Genomic DNA, 14262 nt, shown 5'->3' with positions numbered 1-14262 from the left:
GACTGGACGACATGCAACAGTTGATCAGTCCGCTGCCCCGGCCGTTCGCCGATCCGGCGTCGCTGGAGTCGCTCGCCGCCGTCTACGCGTACCCCGACCAGGTGAATCACGGCCGCCCCTGGCTGCGGGCCAACATGGTGGCCGGGCTGGACGGCGGGGCGAAGCTGGCGGGCCTGTCCGAGGGGCTCTCCGGGGATGCCGACAAGCGGATCTTCGGGGTGCTGCGGGCGCTGTCGGACGTGGTGCTGGTGGGTGCCGAGACGGTCCGTGCCGAGGGGTACCGGCCGGGCCGGGCCCGGGCCGACTTCGCCGCGGCGCGCCGGGCCGCCGGGCAGGCCCCGGCACCGGTGATCGCGATCGTCAGCCGCTCGCTCGGGCTGGACCTGGCGGCACCGCTGTTCACCGAGCCCCTGGTGCGGACGGTGGTGATCACCACCGAGGACGCGCCGGCCGCCAGCCGCCGGGCGGTGGCCGAGGTGGCCGACGTGGTGGTGGCCGGGAAGGGCTCGGTGGACCTGCCGGCGGCGGTCGCGGCACTGGCCGAACGGGGCTGGACGAGGCTGCTGAGCGAGGGCGGCCCGCGGCTGCTGGGGCAGCTGGCCGCCGCGGACCTGCTGGACGAGCTGTGCCTGTCGGTGGCGCCGCTGATCACGGCCGGCGACGCGCCGCGCATCATCCACGATGCGGAAATGCCTGACGTGCAGCGGATGCGACTGGTCTCATTGATCGAGCAGAAAGGATTCCTCTTCACCCGCTACCTGCGTCTTCACCCGCAAGCCGCGCCACCGGCCCCCGTGACCGCCGGGCAGTGACCCCGCTTCCCTTCGGGACCGCCGCCCGCGGGCCCGCGGGGCAGCGTGCGGAAAGCTTCCCGCCGGGCAGTATGGGATGCGATGCCGGGGCCCGGGGGCCGGTCACTGGAAGGGACTCACGTGTTCAAGACGGTACTGATGATCGAAAAGGCGCTCTCCGACGCCGATGTGGAGCTGGTCACCACGCTCCACAGCGACGAGAAGGTGTCCTTCGTCGTCCTGATGCAACCGCGCGGTAAGCAGGACGAGCTGCTCCGGGCGCTGGACGACGTCGCCCTCGGCCACCTCGACAAGGTGGTGCGCGAGCACGACGAGTCCGAGAGCGGGCCGACGGTGGCCAGCGAATCGCTCGAACACAGCCTGCGCCACCTGCGCCGGGCCGGTGCCGAGGCGATCGGCGAGCTGGTCGAGGAGAAGCCCCTGGAGCGGCTGCGCGCCGTGGTCGAGGAGCACCGGGCCGACGAGGTCGTGGTGCTCACCTCGCCGCACTTCGTGGAGGAGTTCTTCCACCGGGACTGGGCCTCCCAGGCCCGGCACAAGGTGGGGGTACCGGTCCTGCGACTGTTCGCCAGCGACTCCTGAACGGACCCGCCGGTGGTGCAGAATCGTCCTTGCGGCCCGTCCGCGAGGACGATTCGCCCGTTGTACCCGCTTCCGCTGTACCCGCTGTCCCCCTTGTCTGCCCCCGCCCGTACGGAGCCTTGCCTTGAACGACGCCGCTCACGACCTGCACGCCCCGCACTTCATCGGTATCGGCGGCGCCGGGATGTCCGGCCTGGCGAAGATCCTCGCGGTGCGCGGCGCCAGCGTCTCCGGCAGCGACTCCAAGGAGTCCGAGACCGTCCTGGCGCTGCGCGCGCTCGGTGCCAGCGTGCACATCGGCCACGCCGCCGAGCACGTGCCGGACGGCGTCAGCAGCGTGGTCGTCTCCAGCGCCATCCGCGCGGACAACCCGGAGCTGGCCGCCGCCCGCGAGCGGGGCGTCCCGGTGGTCCACCGCTCCGACGCGCTGGCCGCGCTGATGGGCGGCCGCCGGGCGCTGGCCGTGGCCGGCACCCACGGCAAGACCACCACCACCAGCATGCTCGCCGTCGCCCTCGGCGAGCTGGGCCTCGACCCCTCGTACGCGATCGGCGGCGACCTCGACGCGCCCGGCTCCAACGCCCACCACGGCACCGGCGAGATCTTCGTCGCCGAGGCCGACGAGAGCGACCGCAGCTTCCACAAGTACGCGCCCGAGGTGGCGATCGTGCTCAACGTCGAGCTCGACCACCATGCGAACTACGCCTCGATCGACGAGATCTACGAGTCCTTCGAGACCTTCGTCGGCCGGATCACCCCCGGCGGCACCCTGGTGGTCTCCGCCGACCACGACGGCGCCCGCGAGCTGACCTCCCGGGTCGCCGGCCGCGAGGGCCTGAACGTCGTCACCGTCGGCGCCGCCGAGGACGCCGACGTCCGCGTCCTGTCGGTGGTCGCGCACGGCATGACCAGCGAGGTCACCGTGCTGCTGGACGGCGCCGAGCTGGCCTTCACCGTCTCGGTGCCCGGCCGGCACTACGCCCACAACGCGGTCGCGGCGCTGGCCGCCGGCGTCGCACTGGGCGTGCCCGCCGCCGACCTCGCCAAGGCGCTCGGCGCCTACACCGGCGTACGGCGCCGGCTCCAGCTGAAGGGCGAGGCGGCCGGCGTCCAGGTGATCGACTCCTACGCCCACCACCCGACCGAGATGACCGCCGACCTGGAGGCGATCCGGGAGGGCCTGGACGGGGCCGGGCGGGTGCTCGTGGTCTTCCAGCCCCACCTGTTCAGCCGCACCCAGCAGCTCGCCGAGGAGATGGGCCGGGCGCTCGCCCTCGCCGACGCCTCGGTGGTGCTCGACATCTACCCGGCCCGCGAGGACCCGATCCCCGGCGTCACCAGCGAGCTGATCATCGACGCGGCCGAGCGGGCCGGCGCCGACGTCACCGCCGAGCACGCCTTCGACGCCGCACCCGCCCTGCTGGCCGGCCTGGCCCGCCCCGGCGACCTGCTGCTCACCATGGGCGCCGGCGACGTCACCAACCTCGGGCCGGAAATCCTCCGGCACCTCGCGAGCGTTGGCACCGACGTCCGAGACCTGCCGACCGGGAGTCTGCGATGAGCTACGAGATCGAGAAGAGCGACGCCGAGTGGCGTGCCGAGCTGAGCCCCGACGAGTACCACGTACTCCGCGAGGCCGGCACCGAGCGCCCGTTCACGGGTGAGTACACCGACACCAAGACGGTCGGCGTCTACGGATGCCGCGCCTGCGGAGCGGAGCTGTTCAGCTCGGAGACCAAGTTCGACAGCCACTGCGGCTGGCCGTCCTACTACGCCCCGCTCGCCCAGGACCGGGTGCAGTACATCGAGGACACCACGCTCGGCATGCGCCGGGTGGAGGTCCGCTGCGCCCGCTGCGGCGGGCACCTGGGCCACGTCTTCGAGGGAGAGGGCTACGGCACGCCGACCGACCAGCGGTACTGCATCAACAGCATCTCGCTGACGCTCCGCCCGGCCGACGAGAGCTGACGGCGCCGTTCGCGGGCCCGGGAGCCGGTTCGGCTCCCGGGCCCGCGGGCTACCCGCCGACCGGGTGGAAGTGCACCGGGAGGTGGACCAGGGCGCGGTGGAAGGGGCCCGGGCGCCAGAGGAGGTCCTCGGCGGGGGTGCTCAGTTCGAGGTCGCTCAGCCGGCTGGTGAGCTGCTCGATCGCGGTGATCGCGATCAGCAGCGCGGGGTCGCGGGCCGGGCAGGCGTGCGGGCCGGCCGCCCAGGCGAGGTGGGCGGACTCGCCGCTGCGCAGTTCGGCGCCGTCGGTGGCCGGCGCGGCCTGCGAGTTGGCGGCCGCGTAGGACACCAGGACCAGCGAGCCGGCGGGAATCTCCCGGCCGTGGAAGGTGACGTCGTAGCGCGGGTAGTGGGCGGAGAGGTTGGCCATCGGCGGCTCGTGCCAGAGCACCTCGTCGATCGCCTGGTAGGCCGTCATGGCGCCGCCGAACAGTGAGCCCGCGTACCGGGCATCGGTGAGCAGCCGCAGCAGCGCGTTGCCGATCAGATTGGTGGTCGGCTGGTGCCCGGCGATCATGGTGAGGGTGATCTGGCGGACCACCTCGTCGTTGTCCAGCCCGACCGGGTGAGTGAGGAACCACGAGGTCAGGTCGTGCCGGGGGCGCTCGCGCCGCTCGGCGACCATGCCGGTGACCACCGAGACGAGGTCCCCGTAGGCCGCGACGGCCTTCTCGGTCGACTCCATCATGCCGGCGATGCCGGCCACCAGCCGGGCGCTGTGCTCCTCGGGCACGCCGAACCAGGTGTTGAACACGTACACCGGCAGCTGCCGCGCGTACTGGGCGATCAGATCGGCCGAACCGGTGGCCACGAAGGCGTCGATCAGCTGCTGGGCGACCTCGGCGACCCGGCGCTGGAGCAGGTGCGGTTCGAGCAGGGCGAGGCCGTCGGTGATCACCTGGCGGTAGCGGGCGTGGACCTCGCCGTCGCTGAAGAAGGCGGTGGGGCGGTAACCGAGCACCGGCAGGAGCGGGGAGGTCGGCGAGACGGTCCGCTGCCAGGCCCGGGAGTCCTTGGAGAAGGTGTCGGTGTCGCGCAGCAGGTCCAGCGCGGCCTGGTAGTCGGTGACCAGCAGGGCCTCCACGCCGGGTGAGATCTCCACCGGGGCGACGGCGCCGTAGCGGCGCAGCCGGTCGTAGACGTGCTGCGGGTCGGCGGCGAAGGCCGGGCCGTAGATCGGGATCGGCCGGGCGCCGGTGCTCGCGCTGCCGGTGCTCGCGGCGCCGGTGCTCGCATTGTCGGTGCTCGCATTGTCGGTGCTCGCATTGTCGGTGCTCGCGGCGCCGGCCCCTTCGGCGGTGCTGGTCACGGCTGCGTCGGTGCTGGTCACGGGTGCTCCGGGGCGGCGTCGGGTACGGCGGGCAGACCGTGCAGGACGTGCTCGGCCAGCGCGATCAGTGCGTCGAGGCTGGAGCCGCGCTCACGGGCGTCGCAGAGCACCAGCGGGGTGGCGGAGTGCAGGTCCAGATGGGCCCGGAGCACCTCGATCGGGTGCGCGGGCGCGCCGGGGAAGCAGTTGACGGCGACCGCGTAGGGCAGGCCCTGCTCCTCGACCATGTCCATGATCTCGAAGGAGTCGGCGAGCCGGCGGGTGTCGGCCAGCACCAGGGCGCCGACGGCGCCGCGGGCGATGTCCTGCCAGAGCGGGAAGAACCGGCGCTGCCCCGGAGTGCCGAACATGTAGAGCACCACCTGCCCGGGCAGGGTGAGGCGGCCGAAGTCGACCGCGACCGTGGTGGTGGTCTTGCCCGGCAGGCCCTGCGCGTCGTCGACGGGCGCGCCGGTCTCGGTCATCGCCTCCTCGGTGTGCAGCGTGGGGATCTCCGACAGGGTGCGGATCAGCGTGGTCTTGCCGACGCCGAACGGACCGGCGACCACCAGCTTCATCAGCGTCTGGTCCCGGTCGGGCAGGTAGCCCACCCGGTCGGTCCGGCCGGTCGGGCTACCGGAGCGTGCGGAGTCCAACGAGGAGCCTCTCGACGACGGAGCGGTCGGTCTGCTGTGCAGGGGGGATCGGGGCACGGGCCCGTAAGCAGCCCGTCTCGACCAGGTCGGCCGCGAGGAAGACGGTGGCGCTGACCGGCAGGCGCAGGTGGGCTGCGGCCTCCACCACGGTCAGTGCGCCGGGACGCAGCAGCTCCCACAGCCGCCGGTGCTCGTCCTCCACGTCCTGCGGCGGTTCCGCACCGGCCGCGTACAGGACGGTGAGCCGGTCGAAGCCCGCCGTACCGGGTCTGGTCCGGCCGCCGGTGGCCAGGTAGGCGGGGACCATCCGCCTGCGGGGTACGGCGGTCATGACCGGGCGGTGGTGTCCTGCTGCCTGGCCGGGCTCGCCAGTGCGCGGCCCAACGCGGCGACCTGCACCTGCATCTGGTAGGCCACGTTGCCGAGCTGGGCCTCCGGCGTGGTGAACACCGCCAGCGAGGTGTTCTCACCGGCCGGGACGACGATGGCGAAGCCCAGCTCCGACTCGACCACGGTCTGGGCCAGCCGGGGCTGCTCGGCATCGGTGAAGGCCGTGGTGAACGCACGGGCGGCCGCGTGCACGGTGGCGGTCATCGCGGCGACCCGCTCCGCCGAGGCTCGGCCGAGGCCGTCCGAGGCGCCCTCGACGAGGCCGTCACCGGTCGCGATCACCGCGTGCAGGACGCCCGGCAGCTCCAGCAGCGGGGTCAGCACCCACGAGATCTCGTCGGTGGTGGTAGGGCTGGGCGTACTCACTGCTCGGCTCCTTCTAAGGTCTGGGCGGGGCGGTGGCCGGTCTGGCCCGTGCGGTCGGCGGAGCCGGTGGGGTCGGCGGCCTCCGCTCGGGTGGCCTCCGCTCCAGTGGCCTCGGCACCGGTGGTGCTGGCGCTGCCGCCGGTGCCGGCGCTCGTGGGGACACCGGCGCTCGTGCTGCCGACGACCGCGCCTGCCGACCCGTCGGCCCGGTCTGCCTCGTCTGCCTGGTCTGCCTCGTCGGCCGGGGCGTCCTGGGTGTCCCGGGTGTCCGTCGCAGCCTCCTTCGTGACCGCGACCGCGACCGCGGCCCGGCCGGAGCCGGTGCCCTGCTGCAGCGCCTCCCAGCGGGCGGCGGCCTGCTCGGGCGTCCGGGCGAGCCGACCGGCGGGCGAGGACCGCGCCACGCCGCCCGGGGCCTGCGCCGGCGTGCCGTCGGACGGCCCGGCGGCCGGCGCGGCCGCCTCGCCGGACTCCTGGGTCACCGGCGCCGGTTGGGCGAGCGGCTGGCGCCGGCGCCGGCTGGGCAGGCCGCTGTCGTCGGGCGAGACGGCCCGTACCGGCGGCACGACGTGCATGGCCGGCACGGTGTGCCGGTTCAGCAGGTCGTGCCCGTCCGGCGCATCGTGCCGCTCCGGCACGATCTGCCTGTTCGGATCATCAGATCCTTCGCGCGGCGCCGGCACCGCCTGGACGGTGGGCGCGGGAGCCGGTCCGGCCCCGGCCCGCAGCGGCAACGGGGTCAGCACGGACAGCGGCTGCTCCTCGTCCACGACGGTCAGCAGGGCGGCCGGGATCCGCACGATGGTCCGCATGCCGCCGTACGGCGAGGGCTCGATGTGGCAGGAGAACCCGTACTGCCGGGCGAGCTTGCCGACCACCGCGAAGCCGGTCTTCGGCGGGTTGCCCAGCTCGGTGAGCAGCACCTGTGCCGGACCGGCCAGCAACCGGCGGGCCCGGCGCAGCTGGTCCTCCTCCATGCCGATACCGCTGTCGTCGATGATCACCAGCGCACCGCGGCCGCCCTGCTGGACGGTGACCGGGACGTCGGTCTCCGGGTGCGAGTACGAGGTGGCGTTGGCGAGCAGCTCGGCCACGGCGATGGCGAGCGGCTCGGCGGCCCGGGCGACCACCGCCAGCCGGTTCTCGCGCAGGTGGTTGGCCACCTTGATCCGGGCGTAGCCGGGGACCCGGGAGAGCGCGCCGACCACCACCTCGGCCAGCGGCGAATCGGTGCGGGCCAGACCGGGCCACGCCTCGCAGAGCACCGCGATGGTCTGGATGCGGCGCAGCGCGACCTCGTTGCGGAAGTCGACCTCCAGCAGCCGCGGGTCGTCGTTGTCGTGCTGGACCTGCTGGACCAGGCTCTGGATCTGGTACAGCAGGGTCTGGATCTTGGAGGTGGCGCCGCGCATCGCGGACCGGGCGGCGGCGTCGACCCGCTCGCGCTCGTCGGTGACGGCGGCGGCCGAGGCGTCCAGGACGGCCTGCAGGGCCCGCACCGCCTCCGGACCCGCGGCCCGTGCGTCCAGCGGCCCGGTGACGGGCGCGTTGGGGTGGCTGAGCCGCAGCGCGGCGGCCGCCACCCGCTCCCCGGCCAGGTGGTCGACCTCGGCCAGCAGGGCGGCGGCCCGTTCCTCGGCGGCGGCGAGTCGTCGGTCCGCCTCGGCCGTGCGATCCTCGGCCGCACGGGCGTGCAGTTCCGCCTCGGCCGCGCGGTGGTCCGCGGCGGCGATGCGCTGCTCCGCCTCGCGGACCCGGCCCTCGGCGGCGAGGGCCCGGGTCTCGACCCGCTGAGCCTCCTCGTCCGCCCGGCGGGCGGCGGTCCGGGCCTCACGCAGGTGCTGCTCGCTCCGGGCCAGCCGGCCCTCGGCGGCGCGGGCACGCTCCTCGCCGTGGGCGGTGGCCGCCTCGGCGGCGGCGGCCCGAGCGAGTGCCCGGGCCCGTCCGCGGGTCAGGACAGCGACCGCCGCGAGTGCGGCGACCGCGGTCACCGCGAGGGCGAGCAGCGCGATCTGGGTCATCGAAGTCCTCGGAAGTCCTCGATCGAAGGGATGGGGAGTCACCGGAGGCGGCGGGCCGCTGCCGGACGGTCAGGCCGGCGACGAGGGGAACCGCCCTGGGCGGGGCCGCGGCGTGCGGACGGCGTCCTGGGCCAGCTCCCGCGCCACCAGGGCGACCTGGCCCATCGCCTCCAGGACGTTCGGCACCGCGCTGCCGTCCAGGTGCCGGTACTCGGCCGCGACGGTGAGCACCAGCCGCTCGGGCAGGCCGAGTTCGGGGTGGCGCTGTTCGGCGATGATCCGTCGGGCGGCGTCCAGGGCCGGTATCCCGGCGCGCTGCAACGCGTGCGCCCGGTCGCGGACGTACCCGAGGTAGCCGATGTGGGCCTCGACACCGGACCGGTCGAGCACCGGGCCGTGGCCGGGGACGAAGATCTCGGCTCCGGTGGCCAGTGCCTGCTCGCAGGCGCCGATGATGTTCTCCAGCGGGCCGGCCCAGTGCGAGGGGTGGTCACCGGGCTGCTCGGGCGTCGAGCCGAAGATCACGTCGCCGGTGAACACCACCCGCTGGCGCGGCAGGTGGACCATCAGGTCGCCGCCGGTGTGCGCGGACGGCAGGCCGGTGATCTGCACGGGGTACTCCCCCACCCGCAGCTCCAGCTCGCCGGTGAAGACGGTGTGCGGGTGGACCGGATCGGTCTGCGACCAGTCGAACGGCCCGAAGTGCTCCCGGAGGTAGCCGCCGAGCGGCGAGGCCGGGTCGCTGCCCGCGACCAGCGCGTGCTGCTGCTTCGGAGTCGGCTCGTAGTGGAGGTGCTCCAGCGCCTCCCGGGTGGCGATCACCTCCGCGTCCGGAAGCACCCCGGCACCCCAGAGGTGGTCACCGTTGGCGTGGGTGACGATCACCCGGTCGATGTCCACCCCGTCGGCCAGTCGCTTCCTGCTCTCCGCGAGGAACTCCGTGGCGAGGGAGGGGTCGTAGGGCGTGTCGATCCAGAGTGCGGTCCGCGGCGAAGCCAGCAGCCCGCAGTTGGCCAGGCCCCAGCCCCGCTTCGGGGGAAGCCACACGTACAGGTCTTCGGCAATCGCGCTCACGTTCGCGCGGCTGATCGTCATGGGCGCGATTATGCCGATGATGTGATGACGGTGAGGCAAAAGCCTTGCGATTCAAGCCACTTCCTGCCCCAGACCATCCCGACCTGTCCCCATTCGCACCAGTGCGGTCTGGACCACATCGTCTCAAGGGTCAGGACGGGGAGCCCCGGCAGGGCGGCGCGCGGCGCCGGACCCCGGGGCGCGCCCGCTCACACCACCGGCAGCAACCGGCAGACCTCGACGGTCACATCGACCGTGTCGAGGCCGATCACCCGGCCCTCGACGGCGGCGAAACCTTTCTCCCCGGCGCGGAACATCGCCGCCAGCGGCGACTTGCGGGTGGCCGCCGCCAGTGCCTCGACGGCCATCGCCGAGCCGAAGGCGAAGACCCCGCAGAGCACGATGCAGGGCGCGTGCCGCGTGGTGCGGGTCACGAAGACGAAGCCGTGGTCCCGGATCAGCTCGTCGGCCGCGTTGTACTGCGCCTCGAAGGTCATACCGCCCCAGCGGGCCCGGGCCGCCGCCGGGTACTCGATGCAGAAGTCCGGAAATCCCGCACCGAGCACGGTCGCCGAGTACGGGTTGACGCTCGGTCCGCCGATCGAGAAGGTCGGCATCCTCGGGTCCTGCGCCCCGGCCGCGACCAGCTCGATCGTCGCCTTGCGGTTGACCTTCCGCAGCAGATCGGTGAGTTGGGCTATCGCCCGGGCCTCGGCCATCGGCATGAAGAGGACGTTCCTCGGCCCCCGGCTGGCCAGCGGACGGCCGTCCTTGGCGAAGGCGAACTCCGCCGCCTCGATACTGGGGGTGACGATCTGGACCCGGCTGTACGGGGCGAGCAGCACTCGGAGGAACCCGTACCGCAGGAACAGCCGGGTCCGGGCGAGGGAGCGGGCCGCAAGGAAGCCGATCACGGCCGGAACGAACCCGACCAGGACCTGAAGCAGGATCTCCATACCATCCCCCGCACGGAAGACTCGGGCACGAACTGTCTGCCGTGAGGTGATGCCCCGTAGAGCACCGGAAACTCTCGACGTTGCCACCCACCCGGCGCCTCGTGCGGAAAGCGCACCCGATTCACCCCTTCGAGTGAACCAAGTCGGCCGCCCCTTCCCCGTCCGTCAGCTGTCCAACCGCTTGGTGAACGCCCCCGCGCCGCCGGAACTCCGGCAGCACGCTGCCGTTGACGTACCCGACGCCCCGGGCGGCGTCGGCCTCGGCGTCGGCGGGGCGGGGCGGGGCGGGGCGGAGGTCACGGATGGTCAGTGTCGTCGCGGCCGGGTCACCGTGGCCGCCCGGGCGGCCGGTCCGCCTCCGGGTTCTCCGCCCCACCGGCAGGCCCGGGCCCCGGACGGGACCACAACCACTCATCACCGGGTCGACAAGCTCAAATAATGCTCTGAGAAGACCGAGTGGGGCTTGGCAGCCGCCCCGGCCGGGGACATCCTCAGCAGCACAGCCCGGCCCGACCCTGGCGACGGCGCCCGCGTCGGCCGACGGCTCCCCACCCAGCCCTCCGAAGGGGGCGAACCGATGACTTCTCCTGCCATCCGGCGCAGGACGCCCGCCGCTCCGGCCCGGGCCACCGAACACACCACGGGCACGACGGACGCCACGGGTACGGCGGACGCGGCGCGCACGGCGGACGCGGCCGGCGCCACGCGCACCGCTCCCGGCACGCTGGGCGTCGGCCTCGGCTGGCGCAGCGAGATCGACACCGTCGTCGAACGGCAACCCGGCCTGGACTGGGTCGAGGTGGTCGCGGAGAACATCTGCGCCGACCACCTTCCCGAGTCGCTGCGGATCCTGCGGGCCCGCGGCGTCACCGTCGTCCCGCACGGCGTCTCGCTCGGCCTCGGTGGCGCCGACCGGCCCGACCCGGCCCGGCTCGACCGGCTCGCCGAGGCGGCCGGGGCGCTCGGCTCCCCGCTGGTGACCGAGCACCTGGCGTTCGTCCGGGCCGGCGGTCTGGAGGCCGGATACCTGCTGCCGGTGCCCCGCTCGCGCGACGCCCTCAAGGTGATCGCCGAGAACGTCCGGATCGCGCAGGACCGGCTCCCGGTGCCGCTGGCCCTGGAGAACATCGCCGCCCAGCTGGCCTGGCCGGACGACGAGCTGACCGAGGGGCAGTTCCTCGCCGAGCTGGTCGAGCGCACCGGCGTCCGGCTGCTGATCGACGTCGCCAACCTGCACACCAACCGGGTCAACCTCGGCCTGGACCCGGCCGCCGAGCTGGACCGCCTGCCGCTGGAGGCACTGGCCTACGTCCATGTGGCCGGGGGCACCATGATCGACGGCATCTGGCACGACACCCACGCCCACCCCGTCACCGAGCCGGTACTGGAGGTGCTGGCCGAGCTCTGCGCCCGGGTCGCACCGCCCGGCGTCCTGCTGGAGCGGGACGCCGGCTTCCCGCCGCCCGCCGAGCTGGCCGCCGAACTCGACGCCGTGCGCCGCGTGTTGGAGGGGGGCAGGGCCGGATGACCGCCCCGACGGGCGAGGCCGGCGACCTCACCGCCGCCCGCGCCGCGCTGGCCCGGCGCCAGGAGGAGCTGCTGGCCGCCCTGGTGGCCGGCGGGCCCGTCCCGCCCGGCTTCGATCCGGCCCAGGTCCGCGCGCAGTCGGCCGGTCTGGCGGCCAAGCGCCGGGACACCACCGCCAAGGTGGCCCCGGAGCTGCCCCGGCTGCTCGGCCGGCGGTACGGGCCGCTGTTCCTCGCCTACGCGGGCACCCACCCGCAGACCGGCGGCTACCGCGCCGACGCCCGCGCCTTCGCCGCGTGGGCACTCAGCACCGACCCGGGCCGACGCCCCGACAGCGCCCGCCCCGACAGCGCTCGGCCCGACAACGCTCGCCCCGACAGTGGGCAGCCAGGCGCCGGGCAGCTCGGCGCCGAGCAGCGGCGGGCCCTGGAGCAGTGGCTCCACGGCCCCGCCCCGGAGCGCCCGCCCGGCCCGCTCACCCGCCTGCGCCGGGCCCTGCGCCCCGGCCCGCGGCACTGAACCAGAACCACCCACACCATTCCGGGGGAACCGCCCATGTGGCACAACGTCTACTTCGTCGTCCCGACGATGCTGCTGTTCATCGCCGCGTCGTACGCCTCGCACACCAAGCAGCTGGTCAAGCGGGTACCGAAGGTCAAGGGCCTGCCGGGCCGCGGCCTGCCGCTGCTGGACACCGCGTTCCTCGCCGGCGGCCCCGGCCGGGTCTTCGACACGGCCCTCGTCCGGATGCACCAGGCCGGCCGGGTCGTCGTCAACCGGGCCGGCTTCGTCACGCTGACCACCGAGCAGCCCTACGACGCCGTCGACCTGGCGATCATCGACGCCGTCGGGCCGACCAGGCAGCGGGACCTCACCGCCCTGCGCCGCGCGGTGATGCGCGCGCCCGCCGTCCAGGAGCTCGGCGACCGGCTCGCCGACCGCGGGCTGCTGCGCAGCCCCGTCCGGATGCGCCGGGCCAAGGCCGCGCGGCGGCTGCTCTGGCTGGCCCTGCTGCTCATGGTGGCGACCACCGTCGTCGCCCACCTGGTCGACAACGGCGACGCGGAGCGTCCGTCGCTCTGGCTGCCGCCCGTGGCGCTGGTCTTCGGTCTGGTGTCGCTGCTGGTGACCTGGCCGCTCAAGGGCCGGATCACCCCGGCGGGCCGCCGTCAGCTCGCCCTGATGTCCATCGGCAAGCCGTGGAAGCCCAGCGCCGGTCTGGCGCCGCGGGCGGCGGGCGGCGCCCTGATCGGCGCGATCGCACTCAGCGGGCTGGCCGCCTCCGGGCTGGACGACGCGGAGCTGCAAGAGGCGCTGCTCGCCGCCGCCGCGGCCGATCTGGTGGCGGCCAAGTCCGCGGCGGCGGCCGGCTCCTCGTCCTCCTCGACCTACACCGCCACCTCGTGCTCCTCCGCCGGCTCCTCCTGCGGCGGCGTCACCTGGTGCGGCAGCGGCTCGGGCTCGGGCTCCTCGGGGTCGAGCTGCGGCTCCAGCAGCTGCGGGTCCTCGTCGTCGAGCTGCGGCTCCTCGTCCTCGTCGAGCTGTGGGTCCAGCTCCAGCAGTTGCGGCTCCTCGTCGTCCAGCTGCGGTGGCGGCAGCAGCTGCGGATCCTGAGTCCCGCCGTCCCCCCGAGTCACAGTTCGGTCTCGCGGACGGGGAATTCGTTCCGCCCGGAGCCGTGGCAGGTCTACAACAGGCCCATGTGGTTGCTCTTCCTGATCCCGGCCTGCGTCGCCGCGGTGCTGTCCTGCATCCGGCTGGTCCGGATGACCGCGACGGCCGACGCCCTCGCCGGGCAGGAGGGGCTCCGGCCGCCCGAGGCGGTCGGGATCGGGCTGTACGAGACCGCCTACCTGGCGGGCGGCCCGGACCGGGTGGTCGAACTGGCCCTGGTCCTGATGGCCTCCCGGGGCCGGCTGCACCTCGCCCACACCGGCTGGACCACCGTCGTCGACCCCAGGGGCCGCAGCCGCCTGGAGCGGGCGGTGGTCGCCACCGTCGGGCCCGGGGGCCAGTGCCGGACGGACGACCTGCGCCGGGCGATGTCCGTCCACCCCACCGTGCTGGAGATCGGCGGCCGCCTCGCGCTGGCCGGCCTGGCCACCCCCGTGCTGGTGCAGCGGGAGACCGTCCTGGTGATCCGGCAGGTCCGGCAGGCACTGCTGTTCTCGCTGGTGCTGCTGGCCGCCGCGCTGGCCGTGGGCGGGCTCTCCGGCGGTGACGCGCTGGCGCCGCTCGCCTGGTTCTCGCTGCCGCTGGTGCTGACCTCGGGCACGCTGCTGATGGCCCGGGTCGACGTCTACCCCCACACCCGCTGGGCCTCCCCGGTCGGCCAGGAGGTGCTGCGCGAGGTCCGTCCGCCGCGCCAGCACGGCCTGACCGACGACGACGAGCGCGAGTTGCTCACCGCCGTCGCCATGATCGGCCCCGCCGCGCTCCCGGACGCCCGCCTCCGCGCGGCCCTGCGCCCGCACCGGAGCTGACCGGCCGGCCGGCCGCCGAGGCTCCGGCGCCCGCAGGCAGGAGGCCGGTGGGGAAGCCGGAACGCGGCGAGCCGGGGCG

General features: G+C 74.2%; 15 protein-coding genes. 8 read left to right on the top strand and 7 right to left on the bottom strand.

Features of this window, described 5'->3' with window-relative positions; translation table 11 throughout:
• The first annotated feature begins 11 nt into the window (after positions 1 to 11).
• From AB0J08_RS16940 to msrB, 4 genes are all read left to right on the top strand, one after another.
• Positions 12 to 812 (top strand): pyrimidine reductase family protein, encoded by an 801-nt coding sequence (locus tag AB0J08_RS16940; protein WP_360633754.1) that lies wholly within the window; start codon positions 12 to 14, stop codon positions 810 to 812.
• Between the two features lie 120 nt (positions 813 to 932).
• Positions 933 to 1394, top strand: coding sequence for an indole-3-glycerol phosphate synthase (locus AB0J08_RS16935; protein ID WP_360633751.1), 462 nt, complete (start codon positions 933 to 935; stop codon positions 1392 to 1394).
• Between the two features lie 124 nt (positions 1395 to 1518).
• A complete protein-coding gene (gene murC / locus AB0J08_RS16930) occupies positions 1519 to 2955 on the top strand; it encodes a UDP-N-acetylmuramate--L-alanine ligase (RefSeq protein ID WP_360633748.1) in 1437 nt (478 codons plus the stop codon).
• Positions 2952 to 3362, top strand: a complete 411-nt coding sequence (gene msrB / locus AB0J08_RS16925; protein WP_360633745.1) for a peptide-methionine (R)-S-oxide reductase MsrB — start codon at positions 2952 to 2954, stop codon at positions 3360 to 3362. The genes murC and msrB overlap by 4 nt, the downstream gene beginning before the upstream one ends.
• A 49-nt stretch (positions 3363 to 3411) precedes the next feature.
• On the opposite strand, the gene AB0J08_RS16920 is transcribed toward msrB, so the two are convergent.
• The 7 genes from AB0J08_RS16920 to AB0J08_RS16890 form a co-directional block, all read right to left on the bottom strand.
• Positions 3412 to 4731 (bottom strand): cytochrome P450, encoded by a 1320-nt coding sequence (locus tag AB0J08_RS16920; RefSeq protein WP_360633742.1) that lies wholly within the window; start codon positions 4729 to 4731, stop codon positions 3412 to 3414.
• Entirely contained in the window at positions 4728 to 5288 is a 561-nt protein-coding gene (locus AB0J08_RS16915) for an ATP/GTP-binding protein (RefSeq protein WP_360633937.1), read from the bottom strand. The genes AB0J08_RS16920 and AB0J08_RS16915 overlap by 4 nt, the downstream gene beginning before the upstream one ends.
• A 55-nt stretch (positions 5289 to 5343) precedes the next feature.
• A complete protein-coding gene (locus AB0J08_RS16910; RefSeq protein WP_360633739.1) occupies positions 5344 to 5697 on the bottom strand; it encodes a DUF742 domain-containing protein in 354 nt (117 codons plus the stop codon).
• Positions 5694 to 6122: a roadblock/LC7 domain-containing protein gene (locus AB0J08_RS16905; RefSeq protein WP_360633736.1), complete on the bottom strand. Its 429-nt coding sequence runs from the start codon at positions 6120 to 6122 to the stop codon at positions 5694 to 5696. Before AB0J08_RS16905 ends, AB0J08_RS16910 begins: the two co-directional genes overlap by 4 nt.
• Positions 6119 to 8143 carry an ATP-binding protein gene (locus AB0J08_RS16900; protein ID WP_360633733.1) on the bottom strand — a complete coding sequence of 675 codons (2025 nt, stop codon included), beginning with the start codon at positions 8141 to 8143 and terminating at the stop codon, positions 6119 to 6121. Before AB0J08_RS16900 ends, AB0J08_RS16905 begins: the two co-directional genes overlap by 4 nt.
• A gap of 69 nt (positions 8144 to 8212) precedes the next feature.
• Entirely contained in the window at positions 8213 to 9238 is a 1026-nt protein-coding gene (locus AB0J08_RS16895) for an MBL fold metallo-hydrolase (protein WP_360633730.1), read from the bottom strand.
• 188 nt (positions 9239 to 9426) lie between these two features.
• Complete coding sequence (locus AB0J08_RS16890) at positions 9427 to 10173, bottom strand: hypothetical protein (protein WP_360633727.1); 747 nt, start codon at positions 10171 to 10173, stop codon at positions 9427 to 9429.
• A 577-nt stretch (positions 10174 to 10750) separates the two neighbouring features.
• Here AB0J08_RS16890 and AB0J08_RS16885 point away from each other — a divergent pair.
• The 4 genes from AB0J08_RS16885 to AB0J08_RS16870 all read left to right on the top strand — a co-directional run bounded on the left by AB0J08_RS16885 (position 10751) and on the right by AB0J08_RS16870 (position 14183).
• Positions 10751 to 11701: a DUF692 domain-containing protein gene (locus AB0J08_RS16885; RefSeq protein WP_360633724.1), complete on the top strand. Its 951-nt coding sequence runs from the start codon at positions 10751 to 10753 to the stop codon at positions 11699 to 11701.
• Entirely contained in the window at positions 11698 to 12219 is a 522-nt protein-coding gene (locus AB0J08_RS16880; protein ID WP_360633722.1) for a hypothetical protein, read from the top strand. The genes AB0J08_RS16885 and AB0J08_RS16880 overlap by 4 nt, the downstream gene beginning before the upstream one ends.
• Before the next feature lie 36 nt (positions 12220 to 12255).
• A complete protein-coding gene (locus AB0J08_RS16875) occupies positions 12256 to 13314 on the top strand; it encodes a TIGR04222 domain-containing membrane protein (protein ID WP_360633719.1) in 1059 nt (352 codons plus the stop codon).
• Positions 13315 to 13400: 86 nt separating this feature from the next.
• Positions 13401 to 14183 carry a TIGR04222 domain-containing membrane protein gene (locus AB0J08_RS16870; protein ID WP_360633934.1) on the top strand — a complete coding sequence of 261 codons (783 nt, stop codon included), beginning with the start codon at positions 13401 to 13403 and terminating at the stop codon, positions 14181 to 14183.
• Positions 14184 to 14262 lie beyond the last annotated feature (79 nt).

It is taken from the genome of Kitasatospora sp. NPDC050463, assembly GCF_040655255.1.
GTDB lineage: Bacteria > Actinomycetota > Actinomycetes > Streptomycetales > Streptomycetaceae > Kitasatospora.
This window is presented reverse-complemented; position numbering and strand designations above follow the sequence as displayed.

What these genes read in the sequence shown, in the direction of transcription:
- AB0J08_RS16940 (WP_360633754.1), top strand. Translation starts at nt 12, where the DNA reads ATGCAACAGTTGATCAGTCCGCTGCCCCGGCCGTTCGCCGATCCGGCG.
- msrB (WP_360633745.1), top strand. Translation starts at nt 2,952, where the DNA reads ATGAGCTACGAGATCGAGAAGAGCGACGCCGAGTGGCGTGCCGAGCTG.
- AB0J08_RS16915 (WP_360633937.1), bottom strand. Translation starts at nt 5,288, where the DNA reads ATGAAGCTGGTGGTCGCCGGTCCGTTCGGCGTCGGCAAGACCACGCTG.
- AB0J08_RS16910 (WP_360633739.1), bottom strand. Translation starts at nt 5,697, where the DNA reads ATGACCGCCGTACCCCGCAGGCGGATGGTCCCCGCCTACCTGGCCACC.
- AB0J08_RS16900 (WP_360633733.1), bottom strand. Translation starts at nt 8,143, where the DNA reads ATGACCCAGATCGCGCTGCTCGCCCTCGCGGTGACCGCGGTCGCCGCA.
- AB0J08_RS16895 (WP_360633730.1), bottom strand. Translation starts at nt 9,238, where the DNA reads ATGACGATCAGCCGCGCGAACGTGAGCGCGATTGCCGAAGACCTGTAC.
- AB0J08_RS16890 (WP_360633727.1), bottom strand. Translation starts at nt 10,173, where the DNA reads ATGGAGATCCTGCTTCAGGTCCTGGTCGGGTTCGTTCCGGCCGTGATC.
- AB0J08_RS16885 (WP_360633724.1), top strand. Translation starts at nt 10,751, where the DNA reads ATGACTTCTCCTGCCATCCGGCGCAGGACGCCCGCCGCTCCGGCCCGG.
- AB0J08_RS16880 (WP_360633722.1), top strand. Translation starts at nt 11,698, where the DNA reads ATGACCGCCCCGACGGGCGAGGCCGGCGACCTCACCGCCGCCCGCGCC.
- AB0J08_RS16875 (WP_360633719.1), top strand. Translation starts at nt 12,256, where the DNA reads ATGTGGCACAACGTCTACTTCGTCGTCCCGACGATGCTGCTGTTCATC.
- AB0J08_RS16870 (WP_360633934.1), top strand. Translation starts at nt 13,401, where the DNA reads ATGTGGTTGCTCTTCCTGATCCCGGCCTGCGTCGCCGCGGTGCTGTCC.